This window comes from Rhizobium sp. ZK1 (assembly GCF_047782645.1).
GTDB lineage: Bacteria > Pseudomonadota > Alphaproteobacteria > Rhizobiales > Rhizobiaceae > Rhizobium.
Genome location: NZ_CP180587.1, coordinates 708,155 through 724,676 on the forward strand (window position 1 = coordinate 708,155; position 16,522 = coordinate 724,676).

General features: G+C 56.9%; 18 protein-coding genes. 7 read left to right on the forward strand and 11 right to left on the reverse strand.

Translation table 11 applies throughout. The features are described from left to right. Window positions 1-167: 167 nt before the first annotated feature. Complete coding sequence (locus tag ACK9YZ_RS25905) at window positions 168-548, forward strand: hypothetical protein (RefSeq protein ID WP_416068144.1); 381 nt, start codon at window positions 168-170, stop codon at window positions 546-548. 28 nt (window positions 549-576) lie between these two features. Here ACK9YZ_RS25905 and treS read toward each other — a convergent pair whose 3' ends face one another. The 3 genes from treS to ACK9YZ_RS25920 all read right to left on the reverse strand — a co-directional run bounded on the left by treS (window position 577) and on the right by ACK9YZ_RS25920 (window position 2,940). Continuing rightward, on the reverse strand, window positions 577-2,220 hold the full coding sequence (gene treS / locus ACK9YZ_RS25910) for a maltose alpha-D-glucosyltransferase (RefSeq protein ID WP_416068145.1): 1,644 nt from the start codon (window positions 2,218-2,220) through the stop codon (window positions 577-579). Between the two features lie 69 nt (window positions 2,221-2,289). Then, a complete protein-coding gene (locus ACK9YZ_RS25915; RefSeq protein ID WP_416068146.1) occupies window positions 2,290-2,664 on the reverse strand; it encodes a GFA family protein in 375 nt (124 codons plus the stop codon). 12 nt (window positions 2,665-2,676) lie between these two features. Beyond that, window positions 2,677-2,940 (reverse strand): hypothetical protein, encoded by a 264-nt coding sequence (locus tag ACK9YZ_RS25920; protein WP_416068147.1) that lies wholly within the window; start codon window positions 2,938-2,940, stop codon window positions 2,677-2,679. A 225-nt stretch (window positions 2,941-3,165) separates the two neighbouring features. Here ACK9YZ_RS25920 and ACK9YZ_RS25925 point away from each other — a divergent pair, with 225 nt between their 5' ends. Further along, window positions 3,166-3,513 carry a hypothetical protein gene (locus ACK9YZ_RS25925; RefSeq protein WP_416068148.1) on the forward strand — a complete coding sequence of 116 codons (348 nt, stop codon included), beginning with the start codon at window positions 3,166-3,168 and terminating at the stop codon, window positions 3,511-3,513. Between the two features lie 70 nt (window positions 3,514-3,583). Here the strand turns inward: ACK9YZ_RS25925 and ACK9YZ_RS25930 are convergent, their stop codons facing one another. Beyond that, window positions 3,584-4,138, reverse strand: coding sequence for a hypothetical protein (locus ACK9YZ_RS25930; RefSeq protein WP_416068149.1), 555 nt, complete (start codon window positions 4,136-4,138; stop codon window positions 3,584-3,586). A gap of 198 nt (window positions 4,139-4,336) precedes the next feature. On the opposite strand from ACK9YZ_RS25930, the gene ACK9YZ_RS25935 reads away from it, so the two are divergent. Next, a complete protein-coding gene (locus ACK9YZ_RS25935) occupies window positions 4,337-4,633 on the forward strand; it encodes a hypothetical protein (RefSeq protein ID WP_416068150.1) in 297 nt (98 codons plus the stop codon). Here the strand turns inward: ACK9YZ_RS25935 and xth are convergent. Continuing rightward, entirely contained in the window at window positions 4,587-5,384 is a 798-nt protein-coding gene (xth, locus tag ACK9YZ_RS25940) for an exodeoxyribonuclease III (RefSeq protein WP_416068151.1), read from the reverse strand. The two genes, ACK9YZ_RS25935 and xth, sit on opposite strands and share 47 nt — an antisense overlap. A 564-nt stretch (window positions 5,385-5,948) precedes the next feature. Between xth and ACK9YZ_RS25945 the strand changes: the two genes are divergently transcribed. After that, complete coding sequence (locus ACK9YZ_RS25945; RefSeq protein WP_216760800.1) at window positions 5,949-6,143, forward strand: hypothetical protein; 195 nt, start codon at window positions 5,949-5,951, stop codon at window positions 6,141-6,143. Between the two features lie 64 nt (window positions 6,144-6,207). On the opposite strand, the gene ACK9YZ_RS25950 is transcribed toward ACK9YZ_RS25945, so the two are convergent. The 6 genes from ACK9YZ_RS25950 to ACK9YZ_RS25975 all read right to left on the reverse strand — a co-directional run bounded on the left by ACK9YZ_RS25950 (window position 6,208) and on the right by ACK9YZ_RS25975 (window position 13,799). Next, window positions 6,208-7,476, reverse strand: a complete 1,269-nt coding sequence (locus tag ACK9YZ_RS25950; protein ID WP_416068152.1) for an acyltransferase family protein — start codon at window positions 7,474-7,476, stop codon at window positions 6,208-6,210. A 192-nt stretch (window positions 7,477-7,668) separates the two neighbouring features. Then, a complete protein-coding gene (locus ACK9YZ_RS25955; RefSeq protein WP_416068153.1) occupies window positions 7,669-8,298 on the reverse strand; it encodes an alpha/beta family hydrolase in 630 nt (209 codons plus the stop codon). Beyond that, the gene (locus tag ACK9YZ_RS25960; RefSeq protein WP_416068154.1) at window positions 8,295-8,924 is read right to left on the reverse strand and encodes a methyltransferase domain-containing protein; all 630 of its coding nucleotides are present in this window, start codon (window positions 8,922-8,924) and stop codon (window positions 8,295-8,297) included. The genes ACK9YZ_RS25955 and ACK9YZ_RS25960 overlap by 4 nt, the downstream gene beginning before the upstream one ends. Window positions 8,925-9,502: 578 nt before the next feature. Further along, window positions 9,503-10,819 (reverse strand): UDP-glucose dehydrogenase family protein, encoded by a 1,317-nt coding sequence (locus ACK9YZ_RS25965; RefSeq protein WP_416068155.1) that lies wholly within the window; start codon window positions 10,817-10,819, stop codon window positions 9,503-9,505. An 84-nt stretch (window positions 10,820-10,903) separates the two neighbouring features. Further along, window positions 10,904-12,331, reverse strand: a complete 1,428-nt coding sequence (locus ACK9YZ_RS25970) for a mannose-1-phosphate guanylyltransferase/mannose-6-phosphate isomerase (RefSeq protein ID WP_416068156.1) — start codon at window positions 12,329-12,331, stop codon at window positions 10,904-10,906. A 43-nt stretch (window positions 12,332-12,374) separates the two neighbouring features. Then, on the reverse strand, window positions 12,375-13,799 hold the full coding sequence (locus ACK9YZ_RS25975; protein WP_416068157.1) for a phosphomannomutase: 1,425 nt from the start codon (window positions 13,797-13,799) through the stop codon (window positions 12,375-12,377). 290 nt (window positions 13,800-14,089) lie between these two features. Here ACK9YZ_RS25975 and ung point away from each other — a divergent pair, with 290 nt between their 5' ends. The 3 genes from ung (at window position 14,090) to ACK9YZ_RS25990 (ending at window position 16,467) form a co-directional block, all read left to right on the forward strand. Continuing rightward, window positions 14,090-14,782 (forward strand): uracil-DNA glycosylase, encoded by a 693-nt coding sequence (gene ung / locus ACK9YZ_RS25980; RefSeq protein WP_216760521.1) that lies wholly within the window; start codon window positions 14,090-14,092, stop codon window positions 14,780-14,782. Window positions 14,783-14,911: 129 nt separating this feature from the next. After that, window positions 14,912-15,844 carry a VOC family protein gene (locus ACK9YZ_RS25985; protein WP_416068158.1) on the forward strand — a complete coding sequence of 311 codons (933 nt, stop codon included), beginning with the start codon at window positions 14,912-14,914 and terminating at the stop codon, window positions 15,842-15,844. A gap of 14 nt (window positions 15,845-15,858) precedes the next feature. Then, complete coding sequence (locus ACK9YZ_RS25990) at window positions 15,859-16,467, forward strand: alpha/beta hydrolase (protein WP_416068159.1); 609 nt, start codon at window positions 15,859-15,861, stop codon at window positions 16,465-16,467. The last annotated feature ends 55 nt before the right edge of the window (window positions 16,468-16,522 follow it).

Genomic DNA, 16,522 nt, shown 5'->3' on the forward strand with positions numbered 1-16,522 from the left:
GTCCGTGAGGCTTATTTCACTCCCAAATGGTGGCTGAAATAGCCCCACTCGACCGGCTATTGCCGTGAGACCAGGCGCAGCATGGGATAAGGAGGCAAGCTTCGAACTTATGACGGCTGAGCGCGTTCTCATCTTGCGATAATCGACCCGCCGGATGGGAGGTGCCTATGACGGATATAAGGACGCGCGGATTCAAGACGAAGACCGAACTTGACGAACATCTTGCCGACATTGAAGCGGCCACTGAAACGGAAGAGGCCAACTTGCTTCCGGTCGATTTTGCGGCGGAGAAGGAGACCGGCGAGCTCGCAAGATTACAGGACGATCTAACATTGCTGCGCAGGCACCTCGCTCTCCTCCGCGAGCAGGCCTCCATTTTGGCACGCGCCCAACGGGCGGATACGAGCGCTCGTGAGCAGCCTGGAAACTATCCCTGGCTCAAGCTCGCCGGCGTCATTGCCGTAACGCTCCTGATCGCTAGACGATTGCGGTCGCTGCGTCCTTCGAGAATGACGAGGATGCCTCTCGGCCTTTTTCGTTTCGACTAAGCGTGATCAGGCATTTTGAGCCAAAAGTTCAATCGAGGCGTAGCCAATAGTAACCGTAGGGCTGAAAGCTCAGCCCGTAGTCGGTCTCGGAAATCTCGGGAAACGCCTCGCCATTGATGAGTTCGACGGGAGTGCAGCCGCTTAACCCGACGAGCTGCACATCGGCGGCGACGGACGCATCCGACAGGTTGGCGGCGCAAAGCAATTTCTCCTCACCATGTTCTCTCAAATAGGCGATGACCGCCGGGTTATCGCTTTCGAGGAAGCGGATCGCTCCCCGCCCAAAGGCCTGGTGCACGGTGCGCAGCCGCAGAATGCGGCGAAGCCAGTTGAGCAGCGAATGCGGGTCGCTGTCCTGTCCCCTGACATTGATCGCCCTGAAGCCATATTGCGGATCGTCGATCGGCGGCAGCGCGAGCTTCTCTTCAGGCGCGGTCGAAAAGCCGGCGTTCCTGTCTGGCGCCCATTGCATCGGCGTGCGCACCCCGTTCCTGTCTCCGAGGTCGATATTGTCACCCATCCCCAGTTCGTCGCCGTAATAGAGCACCGGGCTGCCCGGCAACGACAAGAGCAGGATGTGCAGGAGCTCTATGCGCCTGCGGTCCTGGCTCATCAACGGCGCTAGCCTGCGGCGAATGCCGAGATTGAGCCTCGCCCGTTTGTCTGCGGCATAGGTGTCCCAGAGGAAATTGCGTTCCTCTTCGCTGACCATCTCCAGCGACAGTTCATCGTGATTTCTCAGGAAGATCGCCCATTGGCAGCTCTTCGGAATGTCATATGTCTGACCGATGATGGTGATGATCGGTTGCTTGTCAGCTTTGGCAATTGCCGTGAATATCCGCGGCATCAGCGGAAAATGAAAAGCCATATGGCATTCGTCGCCCTTGCCGAAATATTGGCGCGCTTCTTCCGGCCATTGATTTGCCTCGGCAAGCAGCACTTTGCCGGGATAGCTGGCATCCAACGTCTTTCGAATATGCTTCAGAAGAGCATGGGTTTCGGGCAGGTTTTCGTTGCGCGTCTCGTCCCGCTCAACAAGATGCGGAATGGCATCGAGCCGGAAACCATCGACGCCGAGATCCAGCCAGAAGCGCATGGTGTTCAAGAGGGCTTCGACAACCGCCGGGTTTCGATAGTTGAGATCCGGCTGATGGCTGTAAAAGCGATGCCAGAAATAGGATTTCGCCACTGGATCCCAAGTCCAGTTCGACCTCTCGGCATCGACGAAAATGATGCGGGTGTCTTTGAATTTCTGATCAGTATCCGACCAGACGTAGAACGCGCGCTCGGGCGAATCGGGAGGCGCCTGTCTTGCCCGCTGAAACCAAGGGTGCTGATCGGACGTGTGGTTGATGACAAGCTCGGCGATGACCCGGATCGACCGCGCGTGGGCTTCCCCGACAAAACGGCTGAAGTCATCGACTGTCCCAAATTCCGGCCGGATGCCCGTATAGTCGGAAATATCATACCCGTCGTCCTTGTCCGGTGAGGGGTAAAATGGCTGTAGCCAGATGGTGTTGATGCCGAGTTGCGCCAGATAATCCAGCTTCTGCGTCAATCCCTTGAAATCGCCGACCCCGTCGCCATTGGCATCGAAAAAAGATTTGACGTGCAATTGATAAATGATTGCATCTTTGTGCCAAAGAGGATGCTGCAGCTCATTATCCGACATCGAGATCCCTTGGTCTTCCGCTGACACAGCTGGTGTCCTGGATTGCCGAACTTCGACATCGGACACCTATCAAATTCGATCCTCCACGAACTGTTCCGCACCCTCGACCGGCCGCAGCCAAGGTTCGCGCCGCTTGATCCAGAGCTCATAGGTGGGCTTGAGGCTGGTCGGCGCATCCTGCAGGGTTCCGAGTTTGATCTCGGCCTCGCCTTCGTCGTCGGCAAAAACCCGCGACCCGCACGTCGGGCAGAAGCGGCGGCCTTGATGATCAGCGGTTTCTCCCGTTGTCTTGAAGGCGGTCGTCGGCCAGATCGCGTAATAGGTAAAGGCTGCGCCGCTCTCCTGCCGGCAGTCAGTGCAATGGCAAAGCCCGACGCGCTTCGGTTCGCCCTCCACCTGATAGCGCACCTTGCCGCAATTGCAGCTCCCATGACGTATGGTCATCCAAGTCCTCCCTCAATGTGTCACCCCGAAAGGCGGTTGATCGTCGTCGAAATTGCCGTTGCTCAAACGGTCGTAGCGATTGAGGCTTGGTTCGCCGCCTCGGGTGCCGAAGGGCGTGAGTTGCAACATCATTTCCCTGGCGCGATCGATTGCGTCTTCTTCACTCAGCGCCGCCGCCTCGGGAAGGCGCACCGTCAGCTGCTCACCGCCGTTGCCGAAGAAATCGACATGCCAGGCCTTCTGCCGATGCGTCACCTTCGCTCCGTTTAGATGCATCGAAACCTTCCTCCGGCCATCTGCTGGTTTCGCTTCTCTCGTGGCATGGAAATCAGTGTATCAACCGATATGCTGGCGATTGGTTCCGGAACCTCGCCTCCTTCGGTTCTGTACTGTCGCCTTACCAGATGGTTTACTCCGGACTTCGCTCTGCCGGCATCTGCCGAAGAACATATGCCTACCTGAAGAGCAGTGGTCGACACAGCTGTGGCCTGGCGTCCCCGCATGGAGACGATCGACGCATCTATTTGCGCTCCGCTGCGTTCACTTCAAGCACCACATCTTGTTCGAACACCGAAAGGAACGGATATGAATTTTCCAGTCCCGACAAGCAATGATCCCACCCGTCGTTTTCAGGAAGCGACCGATGCTGCCCGCATTGCCCTGGAGGCGCTTATCGCCGATGCCAATGCCGCGGGTTGGGGCACGGATGAAATGGCCGTGGCGCTCATTGAAGCGGCGCGGTCTCTCAAAGATGCAAACACCAGTGACCCGGATCCCGCTGACGATCCGGCAATCAGCGATATAGATGCGAAGCAAGGACAGATTGGACGGGGTGAATTATTTGACTGAGCGACGATCCGGCGGGCGCTGAAAACAGGACCAGCGGCAGGATCTTGAACCGTTGGCGCGAGATCGCTCGTCAGATTCTGATCTGCAGTAGACCCCTTCGCGCCACCTGTCTGCCGTGGCACCAGAACGGATGGAGCATGTCGCTGGTGCTCAGGACGTCTGCACATGGAACAAGCGGCGACCATCCTTCATTGGCATCGAGCCCGACGAATGCCAATCTTGTCAGGGATCTGGTGTCGGCAAGCAGATCTTCGTCATCGATGGTGATGTCCACTAGGAGCACCTCTGGCGCCCGCACGGAGCAATCGACTGCTTCCCGCGCGATTGCCGCCACCGACGTGCTTGCTCCGATGTAGAAGGCCATGATCGTATTGTTGGCGAAGTCGGCGATGGCAGGAACAAGCAGGTTCGCTGGTAGGGCCGTTAGTGTATCGCGTGTACCGTCAAACCGGTGCCCGGTCGCATCCCCGCCTTCGAGACTGCGATTACCCGAGAACTGATAGAAGATCTCGCGTCGAGTGAGATATTCGACCGTCCAGTGACCGGAATGGTCTGTTGCATTCGAAGTCGCGAGCGCCTCGATTTCCGAGATGACTTCATGGAAGGTGGTGCGAGCGTTGGCCATGGCAATTCTCCTTGAGGGGACAAAGACGGTCGGCGGGTGAATGTTCCTGCCGAAAGAGAATAACGTCCTGTGCGGGCGCGATAACCAATGGCCGCGATCATGACGCGGTGCTTTCTGAATGGTGCCGCTGAAAGGCGCGAATAGTGCCATCATATTGACGCAGTGCGCGTTAACCTTTGAGAGCGAAGGGAGAGGAGCATGGCCGGACACGATAGCTACTATATCGAGATCACCACGCGTCTTCGATCGGTGCGATCCTTCTGCGACTTCCTGTCGAGCGGCGGTACGGTCGGCGTCGCTCCGGCGGATGGCTTACGTTACGGTGATGTCACCACTGATCTGCTTGCAAGAACGCGCAAGGAAGCAGAGGCCCTCGATCGCATGCGCCGCCAACTCTTTCCCGATCGTGCGGACGAAGAGGTTTCGCCGGCGCTCTATACTTGTGGATTTACCGATTCCCGCCAGTCGCGTAAGGCAGGTCGAGCTCAATCATGACGGGCGCATGATCGCTCGTATGGTCCCAGCTCCGCGGATTGCGCCGGACGCTGGCAGAGCGAAGATGTCCAGCGACGTCGGGACTGAGAAGAATATGGTCGATCCGCAGTCCCGCGTCCCGTTCGAATGAGTTTCTCCAGTACTTCCAGAAGGTGTAGATCCGCTTGTTCGGGTGAAGGTGGCGAAGCGCATCCGTCCATCCCTGTTGAACCAGCCTGGCATAGGCTTTTCTGACCTCGGGTCTGAACAAGGCATCATCGCGCCATCGTTCCGGGGAATAGACATCCATGTCTGTCGGCATGACATTGAAGTCGCCGATGAGCAGGGTCGGAACTTTGAGGTCTAGGAGCTCTCCGGCATACTGATGCAGTCGATCAAACCAGCGCAGCTTGTAGTCGAACTTGGGGCCGGGTGCAGGGTTGCCGTTTGGAAGGTAGAGGCAGCAGATCAACAGGCCATTTATGGCAGCCTCGATGTAACGGCTGTGGCTGTCGTCCGGATCTCCAGGCAGACCTTGCCGCGTGAGCACCGGCAAAACGTCTCTCGCAAGGATCGCCACACCATTCCAGCTTTTTTGGCCATGCCACACGGCGCGATAGCCTGAACGTTCGATCTCCCGTTGCGGAAATTTATCATCGGAAGTCTTCAGTTCCTGAAGACAGACGACGTCTGGAGCATCTTCTTCCAGCCATCGCAGGAGTATCGGAAGGCGGCCGATGATTCCGTTGATATTATAGGTGGCTATTTTCAATAGACCTCCAGACGGCGAGGCGGACCGGACAGGTTGGGTGCTCGTCTGCCATTTCGTTAGCCATGGCGGGAAACCGGAAAAATCGCCATGTTCACCATCCCAGTCGCGTCCGGTTGACACGGACCGCACTCGGCGACTGGAATGTGCGTAGCTTCAGAAAGTTCCCTTTGGCCTGCGGTTGAAGCGGACCGCGCTGCCTTGCATGACCACCATATCGCTCTTACTTACCTAAGATCGTCCGTATCGGCTGGGCAGGGACCCACAGGACGACAGGATCTCCTCTTGAGGGTGCGCGGTCGGCCAGGACTTTCACAAACCTCTGCCACTGACTGGTTCGGCATGTCGCCGCGCTGGCGCAGTGCGGTCGCAAGCGATCCTCTGATCGTTTCACCCAAGGTGCCTTCGATTACGTCATTCGCGCAGAACGAATGTCGAAAGATGCCAGCCGAAGCGAAGAGCTTCTGCCAGCCGAAAGACGCCGCGCGTGTCCGCACACTGATAAATAACAGCGCCGCCGCAAGATGTCGGCGGCTATTCCGGCCCACTATTTTGGAAAGGGACATCATGGAAGAGTTGCGTAGTCTGACAGTTTCCGATGATCGGGTTGACGATTGCCGCGAGGCTATCGGACCGGATCTGCAGGATCTGATCGAGGCGACTGTCGCCTCCGGTTTTACGATCGAGGAAACATTGATCGCGATCAGCGAACTGGTGGCGGAGGACTTCGCCTCCGCGGTGAAGCTTCCGAGCGTTCACTGAGGGGGAAGATGGTTGCAAGTGCATCAGATCAGCCAGATCCGAGAGGCGCTGAAGGTTCGATCGCTCAAGCCCGCGATGCGCGTTCGCTAGGTTGTGCATCATGAACGCCGCCTACTTTTTCCTCTCCATCGAGAGCGTTTTGCATTTCCTCGAGAACTCGAATGAGCTGTGAGGTCGCCGGCGCTGTATCGTCCGAGGAGGCGGCGTCGGAAGCAATATTGACGCGTGTTTTCTGGCCTGTGCGCGATGGCACCGGTAGCAGGCTCACGATGAGTGAGGCGAAGAACTTCTTTCGGCGTTCGGCGACTTCCGCCAGCAGGAAGCAAAGAATGAAGCAGGCGACGAGCAGCGTAGCGGCCAGCGGAACGCGCTCCTCCACTGGATGCAGGAAGGACGCAAACATGAGGATGAGCGGCTGGTGGACAAGATAGAGCGTGAAACTGCCGCCAGCCAGCCATCTGATCGCCGGGCCTGTCTTCTCGAACAATACCGGAGCCTGGTGGAGCAGCGATGCTGCGCCGACGAGGTGCAGGACCACGGCAACGCCGATGAGGTTGAAGTACACGAAATTGATCACTTCCTGAGACAGTGACCAGGTCTCGTACATGTTGGTCGCAGTGCGATCGGCGAAAAATTTCAGGCTGAAGAACAGCAAAAGCGATGCGACGATCATCGCGATGGAGATGGGGCGTCGAAATGGCGGACGTTCGATGACGCATTTCATCGCCAACCAGCCCATGAGCCACAGCGGCATATACATCAGAATTTTCGGCCCGGCGACCGCGGCCCAGAGGCACAGCAATGGTATTTTCGCGTGCCGCGGCGAAAAGGCAAACAGCCCGAAAAACAGGTAGTATTGAACTTCGAAACCCAACGACCAGTATGGCTCGCCGCTGCCAAAAACGGCATGTGAGAACCACAATTGGTTGGTGAAGGTCACATAAGCCAGTGCCGCTTCGACTGATACCGGAGTGAAAAATCCGGTGTTGATGACATCATAATAGGAGGCATTGACGTGCATTCCGATGTTGTCGGCCGCGAAGATCACCACTATTGCCAGCAGAGCAACAGGCATTATTCGAGCAAGGCGGGCGACGAGGTATGCGCGCCATTCCTTTTCGCTCACCTGTCCGACATAGCTGATGACGAATCCCGAGAGAACGAAGAAGACCGCCACAGCCTCCCGTCCCCAACCCAGAGGTCCGATCTTGATCGTGGGGAGCAGGAAAACATGCGCATGGGAGAGAAATACGACGACGGCTGCGCTTAGTCGCAGCAGGTCAAGATAGATGGAAAGATTGCCATCAATCTTCCTGCCTTCGATCGCGCTCATGACTGATTTCCCGCCGGATGACAAAGCGTGTGTTCAATTGAAACCGCTTTGTTCAGAACTGATTTCTGCGCTGATGCGCGCGGCGGCATTCGACCAAGCAAACTTTTAAAAGTGTTTACTGAATAAGATCAAATTTTGAGAAGCGGCCGATATGGGGAGAAATGTCGCGTGCGGCGAGCGTTGGTCCGTTCGCTACAGTCGTCTTGCCCAAGCTACCGTATAGTCGGACAGTCGCCGCAAATGGTCGCCAGCGGAATATCCGGAAATCTTCTTTCGCGGCTTGAGATCGTGGTCGCCATCTTCCAGCCAGAGCAGATCAATCTCACCTGAGAGCGTATAGGATGCGACCTCTTCCCTCGATCCGAAGGGATCACGCGTTCCCTGGCAGATCAGTGTGGGCATGTGCAGGCCTTCCAGATGCGCGGTGCGAAGCTGGTCCGGCTTTCCCGGTGGGTGAAACGGATATCCGAGGCAAAGCAGGCCCCGGGCTTTCTTCGCCGCAAAACTCTCATCAGCGATCATGCTTGCAACGCGGCCTCCCATCGACTTGCCACCGATGATGAGTTTGCCGGCGTTTAGTTCGCTGATCGCCGTGCGATATTCATCGAGCAGGTGGTCGGCACGCGGGGGAGGCTTGACCGCTCTGGTCAGGCGACGCTGCGCCATATAGGCGAACTCGAAGCGCGCTACCCGGAAGCCGCCGTCTGTGAGTGCTTTCGATAGATCCGTCATCGACGTGGAATCCATCGCCCCGCCGGCGCCATGAGCCAGGAGGATTGTGAAGGTGGCCGTTTCCGGCCCTGTGATCAGAAAGTTTGTCATTCGTCAGGCTTGGTCGCGAATACCACCATTGACTTTGCAAATGCCGGCACGCGGCCCGTCCGAACGATCTTTATCTGCTTGAAGCCTGTATCTGCAAGGAGTTCGTTGATCGTCTTTGCGGACCAGAACTTTATGTGTCCATGCTCCCGAAGAGCCATGAAATGCTGGTCCATCATTCCGGTTGCTGCGAGAGCAAGGTTCTTCCAATAGCCGTGAAACGGGGTCGATAAGGCAAATAGACCTCCGGGACGGAGGAGGTCGAACGCGGTCCTGGCAAAGGTATGAGGACGATAGAGATGTTCAATTACTTCGAGCGACAAAACCGCATCCCATGTACCATACTTGTCGGCAAGCCGATCATAAGCAGATGCGTTTTCCACCGGAAGCATCGGGTACTTCGCTCTTGCCTGGCTGATGCCGTTTATCGACGGATCGATACCAAAGACCTTGAAGCCACTATCGGATAGACGCTGTAGTACATCGCCGGTGCCAACTCCGATCTCGAAAATCGTGCGAATGGATGTGTTGCGTTCTAACTCTTGAACGACGGCGGGATAGATATAATCCTGCGCCAAATTCGGGTTTTCGTGGATGTAATCGTCAGCATTATCATCTGCGCTACGCAAGGAGACTACCCCGCATATCTCGACTACATTATGTATTAGATATATGGAAATTAATGAAAGTAAAGGGCCGGGGCAGTAAGAAAGAAGTAACGCTGGATTTATCTCGTGCGGTTACTGCTGCGGAGGTAATATTCTACCACAGGTAGATGTAAATCTTACATTAACTCACTACCAACTGTTCGAACCGTCCCGACTTCTCGATCGGCAATTCGAATGCGGGGAATATCTGGAAGGTAATAGTGTCAGATAGTGGTCAGAGCAATGAAGTCGCAGTGGAGACCGGCATATCGGCACCGTGGATCGAACGTATACGGGGCGCGGATTTCGATGCCGGTCCTTTTTTCGCAGGCCGAATGCATGAGACATCTGGCCCGCGAAGAAAATAGCAGCTTCCGATACGCCTTGTCTTTCAGCAAGGAGACGCGAAAACTTGGCCAGCGCCGGACCGTGCGCCTTCTTCCGCCTGACATTGCAACGGTTCAGACGCAAAGCCGGTCGGCCGATATCGGTCGTGTAACGGGCGGCGGGCCTGTGGGGACAATGAGCCCCGCCGTCTCCGCTATTGGAGGAACGTATTCCTACTTCTTCTCCGGCTTCTTGCCGATGGCAAAATATTCGAAGCCGTGTTTGGTCACGTCGCTCAGCGAATAGATGTTCCTCAGATCAACGATCACAGGAGTCTTCATGATAGTTTTAAGGCGCTTCAGATCAAGCGCACGGAACTCTTCCCACTCGGTGACGATGACGATTGCATCGGCATCAACGGCGATCTCATAGGGATCCTTCCCGTAAGTGATCGGGCCGAGCACGCTCTTTGCGGCCTCCATGCCCTCCGGATCGAAAGCATGAACTGCTGCGCCGCCATCGAGCAAAGCCTGAACGATGGTGATCGATGGCGCATCGCGCATGTCGTCGGTGTTTGGCTTGAAGGTCAGGCCAAGGATGGCGATCTTCTTGCCGCGCACATCGCCGTTGCAGGCGGCGATGACCTTGCGGCCCATAGCGCGCTTACGGTTGTCATTAATCGCAACCGTCGTTTCGATGAGGCGTATCGGGCTGTCGAAGTCCTGTGCGGTCTTGACGAGCGCGAGCGTATCCTTCGGGAAGCAGGAGCCACCGTAACCAGGGCCTGCATGCAGGAACTTATCGCCGATGCGCTTATCCATGCCGATGCCCTTGGCAACCTTCTGGACGTCCGCACCGATCTTTTCGGAGAGGTCAGCGATCTCGTTGATGAAGGTGATCTTCATCGCAAGGAAGGCGTTGGCGGCGTATTTGATGAGCTCCGACGTCCGGCGTTCGCAGAAGTAGAGAGGCGCTTCATTGAGATAGAGCGGGCGGTATACCTCGCGCATGACCTCGATGGCGCGCGCATCCTCGGTACCGATGACGATCCGATCGGGACGCTTGAAGTCGGTGATAGCCGCGCCTTCGCGCAGGAACTCCGGATTGGAAACGACAGCAATATCCTTTTCCGGAAACTCTTCACGGAAGATGCGTTCGATTTCGTCACCGGTACCGACCGGGACGGTGGATTTTGTTACAACGACCGTAAATCCCTTGACGGCGGCAGCGATTTCGCGCGCCGCAGCATAGACATAGCTCAAGTCGGCATGGCCATCGCCGCGCCGCGACGGGGTGCCAACAGCGATGAATACGACGTCGGCTTCGCCGACCGAGGGGGCAAGATTTTGTGAGAAATCAAGGCGTCCAGCTTCGCGGTTCTGCTGAATAATGGCTTCGAGACCAGGCTCAAAAATCGGCACGTCACCGGCTTCCAACGCTGCAATTTTTGCTTCGGACTTGTCGACGCAAGTCACGTGGTGACCAAAGTCGGCAAAGCAGGCGCCAGAAACGAGGCCGACATAGCCGGAACCAATCATAACGATACGCATGAAGCTATCTCCAAGTTAATAACGCCACTTGGGCTATATGCTGCAACGCAACAAATCAAGCCTAAATGGCGTTTTAAGGAAATGTTAAGAGCGACCAAATTCGTCGACAATGCGAATAATGTCGTCTTCGCCGAGGTAGGAGCCGGTCTGGACTTCGATGAGTTCCAGGACAATTTTGCCGGGATTCGCGAGACGATGGACCTCGCCGAGCGGGATATAGACTGATTCGTTTTCGCGCAGCATCTGCACGTTCTCTCCGATCGTAACTTCTGCCGTTCCCTTCACGACAACCCAGTGCTCGGAGCGGTGGTGGTGCCTTTGTAGCGACAGTTTTTTGCCGGGTGTCACGAAGATGCGCTTCACTTGGAAGCGGTCGCCGTTGAAGATTGACGTGTAGCCACCCCAGGGACGATAGGAGGTGGGGTGCGTCTCCGTCAGCTTCGACGTCTTCTTCTGGCCGGCAAGCAGCTTGACGAGGTTGCCGACTTGCTGGCTTTCCTTCAGCGGACCGACATAGACCGCATCCTCGCTGGCAATGACTGCGACATCGTCCATGCCCTGAACGGCGAGATGCACGCCATGGGTCATGACGAGCGAGTTGCGGGTGTTGACAACAGTCGTGTTGGCAGCCGCAATGTTCCCGTTTTCGTCCTGAACGCCGGTCTTCCATATCGCATCCCAACTGCCCAGATCCGACCATTTGAAGGCGGACGGCACGACCACAGCCTTGGACGTCTTTTCCATGATTGCGTAATCGATGGAGATGTCAGGACTTTTCGCGAATTCCTCTGCGTCGAGACGTGTAAAGTCCAGGTCACGTGTCGCTCCGGAAACAGCCTTGCTGGCTGCCTTCAGAACATCCGGTGCATAGTCCTGCATTTCGGAAAGCAGCTCAGTGACCGGGAACATGAAGATGCCGGAATTCCAGTAGAAACCACCGGCGGCCAACATTTCCTCGGCTTTTTCGCGAACTGGCTTTTCAACAAAGCGCTTGACCTCGTGCGTGCCGGCCGAAAGTTGTTTGCCGGCCTCTATATAGCCATAACCGGTCGCCGGTTCGGTCGGCGTGATGCCGAAGGTAACAAGCTTGCCCTTGGCTGCTGCATCCCGTGCCGCGCCGATGGCGTCGAAATAGGTTTCATCAGCAAGAATCTCGTGATCGGATGCCAGCATCTGGATAATGGCGTCTTTGCCGAAATGCTCGGAGGCAAGAGTTGCTGCTGCTGCGACTGCCGCAGCAGTGTTGCGGGCAACAGGTTCCAACAAGACGGCGGCAAGCTTAATATCGAGTTCGCGGGCCTGTTCTGCAACGAGGAAGCGAAAATCCTCATTCGTCACGACGATGGGCGCCTCGTAAAGGGCCGGATCGGCAACGCGGACCAAAGTCTCCTGAAACAGCGTCCTGTCCCCGACGAATTGGATGAATTGCTTCGGCGCGGTTGCACGCGAGAGCGGCCAAAGGCGCGTGCCCTTGCCACCAGCCATGATCACGGGGACGATTTTCTGTGTCATAGGATGTTCTTCCTCGAAATGTATGGCCAAGTTTGTCGCATGCTTAACCGGCTTCTGCCCAGCGCTTAATTCGGGTTAGTCCGGCGTTTAATAGGTCTGAGGCGGCTGTCTCGCCCTCGGCTTCTACGTAACACCGCATTTCCGGCGCGTTGCCGGACGGACGGAAATGTATGATGCGGCCATCACGCAGCGTCACGCGCAAACCGTCAATATCGCTTTTCGAGCCAACTTCCCCGATAGGCTGCAGGAACTCCGCAAGATTGGCATCGGATGCGCGCAGGTAGTTCATCAAGGCTGCGCTGGTTTCGACCGGGAAATTCTCAAGGCGGTCGGCCGCGGCGAAGGGCAGCTTATAGGAGGCTGCAACGGCCGAAAGCGGCTCCCTGCGGATCGCAGCAAGCGAAAGCGTCGCCAGCATCGGCAGGAAACAATCACGTGTCGGCAATGCCCGCACGTTACGGCCGTTAATATCGAAAGGCGTTGCCGTCAGCATCCCACCATTCGCCTCGAAGCCCATGACGAGATCCTTGCCAGCGGCAACCGCTTCTTCCATGCCGGCAATCACGAAAGGGGAGCCAACGCGGGTGCGGATGACGGTGAAAGGCCCGGCCGCCTCAATGCCGGAATTGGAGGTGACTGGCGTGACGACGATCCCGGCGCCCAGGAAGTTCGCCGCGATCAACCCGAGAAGATCGCCGCGCAACGGCATTCCGGTCTCGTCGGCAACCAGTGGACGATCGCCATCGCCATCGGTGGAAACTATCGCATCAAGGCCATGCGTTAAAGCCCAGCCCTTCAGGAGGGCGATCGTCTCTTCGGAAACGGCTTCGGTGTCGACGGGAATGAAGGTTTCGGACCGACCAAGGGCGACGACCTCGGCACCGTAATAGGCGAGGATATCGACCATCAGGTCTCGGGCGACGGTGCTGTGCTGATAGACGCCGATCTTCATGCCGGCTAGTGCGGCTTCAGGCAAGAGGGCCGTATTGCGCTCGAAGAAGAACTGCAGGCACGGCGCAGAGTGATCCTCGCAGGTGGCGGGCGCGCTGACGACAGCTTCGCCGGAGGCTTCGATTTCGGCAGCAAACCGGGTAATGGCAGCTTCGTCTGCTTTGTCTATCTCGCCGTCAGGACGGTAGAACTTGATGCCGTTGCGGTCCGCTGGAATGTGCGAACCCGTTATCATCAGGCATGCGGCCTTTCTCTCGATGCCATAAAGTGCAAGTGCCGGCGTCGGAACGGTACCGCAGTCGAGAATCTTGAATCCGAGGCTTGACAGTGCACCGGCGCAATTGCCGGCGATCTCCGGGCTGGAGTCGCGGTAGTCACGCCCGATCAGGATGACATCGCCCTGTTCTGCTTTCTTGCTCTGTAGCAAATATTTGCCGAAAGCCGTGGCATAGAGCGCCGATGAGCGTCCTTTGAGATCCGCTGACAGACCGCGAAGGCCGCTTGTCCCAAACTTCATGCGAAACACCCTCGCGTTGTGAACAACCGTTTCTACTGTGCTGATTTGCTTGGGTAAACAGCAAAATTAGGACATAGTTAAACCGGCGGGCGGCATAAGCGAAGTATTGCCATCATTTACGCGTCGTTACCAGAGCTTTTGCTAATGTTATTGAATTTCAGATTTATGACGATTGCTCGCCTTTGCGAGACTGAAAATATTCCGCTGCAAGCGTTGCGTATTGCGGGTATAGACACTTTTGCTAGAACCGCTGTCCTACATCAAGAGCGTTGATCCCGGAGGTTTGCGTCGTGAACGAGACGTCGGTTACTCTAGAAGAGAGCTGGAAGGCGGCTCTCGCCGGTGAGTTCGCAAGTCCTTATATGCAGCAGCTTAAGACCTTCCTGCTGGAGCAGAAGGAACTCGGACGGCGGATTTTCCCCAAGGGCAGTGAATATTTCCGCGCGCTCGACCTGACCCCGCTTGCGAAGGTCAAGGTCGTGATCCTTGGACAGGATCCGTATCATGGTGTGGGGCAGGCACATGGGCTGTGTTTCAGTGTGCGGCCTGGCGTGCGCATTCCACCGTCGCTCGTCAACATCTATAAGGAAATGGAGACGGATCTCGGCATTCTGCCGGCGCGGCACGGCTTCCTGGAACATTGGGCTCAGCAGGGAGTGCTGCTGCTCAACAGCGTGCTGACTGTGGAGGAGGCGCAGGCTGCCTCGCATCAGGGCAAGGGCTGGGAGCGGTTTACCGACGCCGTTATTCGCAAGGTGAACGATGAGTGCGACGCTGCCGTTTTCATGCTCTGGGGTTCTTACGCTCAAAAGAAGGCGGCTTTTGTCGATGCAAGGCGGCATTTGGTGCTGAAGGCGCCGCATCCGTCGCCGCTTTCGGCCCATAACGGTTTTTTCGGATCTCGGCATTTCTCCAAGGCGAATGCATTTCTGCAATCGCACGGTCGGGAGCCGATCGACTGGCAGCTTCCCACCAATCCATGAACGCTTCCGCATTGTCGTTCACAAAATGAAGACAATGCGTGTCGGCTTGCCGGTCTATGAGAAACGGGTGGAAGAGCTCATTTATGACCCATCGAAAGCCCGCCCGATGCGGGCAGAAAGAGGTCTCAAATGCTCGATCAAATCAAGGGTCTGCACCACGTCACATCGATGGCGGAGGACGCCCGCACCAACAACCAGTTCTTCACCAATGCGCTGGGCCTGCGCCGCGTCAAGAAGACCGTCAATTTCGACGCTCCCGACGTCTATCACCTCTATTACGGCGACGAGACCGGTTCTCCGGGCACGATCATGACCTACTTCCCGTTCCCGAAGATGCCGCAGGGGCGCCCGGGTACCGGTGAAGTCGGCACTACGGTCTACTCGGTTCCGCAGGGCTCGCTCGGGTTCTGGAGCGATCGGCTGACGAAACTCAATGTCGGCGGTTTGAAAGCCGAGGAAACCTTCGGTGAAAAGCGCCTGAATTTTGCTGGCCCTGACGGGGATGGTTTCGCGCTCGTCGAGGTCAAGGACGATACCCGCGCTCCCTGGACACATGGCGGCATCAGCGAGGATCAGGCTATCAGAGGCTTCCACTCGGTCGCCATGCGGCTGAGGGATGATGGCGCCACCGCCGAACTCCTGAAGTTCATGGGTTATGTGGTTCAGGAGGAACAAGACGGGGTCAAGCGGTTCGTCATTCCCGGCGGCAACGGTGCGCATCTCGTCGATCTCGAAACCATGCCCAATATCGCTCGTGCGCTCCCGGGCGCCGGTTCTGTCCACCATGTCGCCTTCGCCGTCGAAAATCGCGAAAAGCAGCTCGAGGTGCGCAAGGCGCTGATGGATACGGGCTATCAGGTCACCCCGGTCATTGATCGCGATTACTTCTGGGCGATCTATTTCCGCACGCCCGGCGGCGTGTTGTTCGAGATCGCAACCAACGAACCAGGTTTCGACCGCGACGAGGATACGGCTCATCTCGGCGAGGCGTTGAAGCTGCCGCAACAGCATGCTCATCTGCGCGCCCTTATCGAGCAGCATCTGCAGCCACTTGAAGCCTAAGCGGAGGCAGGACAATGACTGACAATGGTTATGTGCACCGGCTGCATGCTGGTGCGCCCGGCAAACCCATCCTTTTCGTGCTTCACGGAACCGGCGGCGACGAGAACCAGTTCTTCGACTTCGGCAGGCGACTGCTGCCGGAAGCAACAATCGTTTCGCCGCGCGGCGATGTTTCCGAATATGGGGCAGCCCGTTTTTTCAAGCGCACGGGGGAAGGGGTCTATGACATGGCCGACCTCGCGCGGGCGACTGCGAAGATGACTGACTATGTCCAGGATCTGGCGGCGACACACGGCGCCTCCGAAATTCTCGGGCTCGGCTTCTCGAACGGCGCCAACATTCTGGCGAACATATTGATCGAAAAGGGCCTGTTCGACGCAGCAGCACTGCTCCATCCGCTCATCCCTTTTCGGCCGCGCACCAATCCCGATCTCGGCGGTCGAAGGGTCTTGATCACGGCAGGCCAGCGCGATCCGATCTCCCCGGTCGCGTTGACCGAAGCGCTTTCTGACTATTTCGAGGCCCAGCAGGCGGAAGTGCTGTTGGAATGGCATTCGGGCGGTCACGATATCCGGCCGAATGAAATAGAGGCGATCGGTAATTTCTTTGCGGAATACGCCTGATCAAAAATTATGCGGCGAATTTCGCCGCATAATGCATTTCAGAGTCCAGTTGGAA

Coding starts and splice junctions, on each gene's coding strand:
- ACK9YZ_RS25905 (WP_416068144.1), top strand. CDS start 168: ATGACGGATATAAGGACGCGCGGATTCAAGACGAAGACCGAACTTGAC.
- treS (WP_416068145.1), bottom strand. CDS start 2,220: ATGTCGGATAATGAGCTGCAGCATCCTCTTTGGCACAAAGATGCAATC.
- ACK9YZ_RS25915 (WP_416068146.1), bottom strand. CDS start 2,664: ATGACCATACGTCATGGGAGCTGCAATTGCGGCAAGGTGCGCTATCAG.
- ACK9YZ_RS25920 (WP_416068147.1), bottom strand. CDS start 2,940: ATGCATCTAAACGGAGCGAAGGTGACGCATCGGCAGAAGGCCTGGCAT.
- ACK9YZ_RS25925 (WP_416068148.1), top strand. CDS start 3,166: ATGGAGACGATCGACGCATCTATTTGCGCTCCGCTGCGTTCACTTCAA.
- ACK9YZ_RS25930 (WP_416068149.1), bottom strand. CDS start 4,138: ATGGCCAACGCTCGCACCACCTTCCATGAAGTCATCTCGGAAATCGAG.
- ACK9YZ_RS25935 (WP_416068150.1), top strand. CDS start 4,337: ATGGCCGGACACGATAGCTACTATATCGAGATCACCACGCGTCTTCGA.
- ACK9YZ_RS25945 (WP_216760800.1), top strand. CDS start 5,949: ATGGAAGAGTTGCGTAGTCTGACAGTTTCCGATGATCGGGTTGACGAT.
- ACK9YZ_RS25950 (WP_416068152.1), bottom strand. CDS start 7,476: ATGAGCGCGATCGAAGGCAGGAAGATTGATGGCAATCTTTCCATCTAT.
- ACK9YZ_RS25955 (WP_416068153.1), bottom strand. CDS start 8,298: ATGACAAACTTTCTGATCACAGGGCCGGAAACGGCCACCTTCACAATC.
- ACK9YZ_RS25965 (WP_416068155.1), bottom strand. CDS start 10,819: ATGCGTATCGTTATGATTGGTTCCGGCTATGTCGGCCTCGTTTCTGGC.
- ACK9YZ_RS25970 (WP_416068156.1), bottom strand. CDS start 12,331: ATGACACAGAAAATCGTCCCCGTGATCATGGCTGGTGGCAAGGGCACG.
- ACK9YZ_RS25975 (WP_416068157.1), bottom strand. CDS start 13,799: ATGAAGTTTGGGACAAGCGGCCTTCGCGGTCTGTCAGCGGATCTCAAA.
- ACK9YZ_RS25985 (WP_416068158.1), top strand. CDS start 14,912: ATGCTCGATCAAATCAAGGGTCTGCACCACGTCACATCGATGGCGGAG.
- ACK9YZ_RS25990 (WP_416068159.1), top strand. CDS start 15,859: ATGACTGACAATGGTTATGTGCACCGGCTGCATGCTGGTGCGCCCGGC.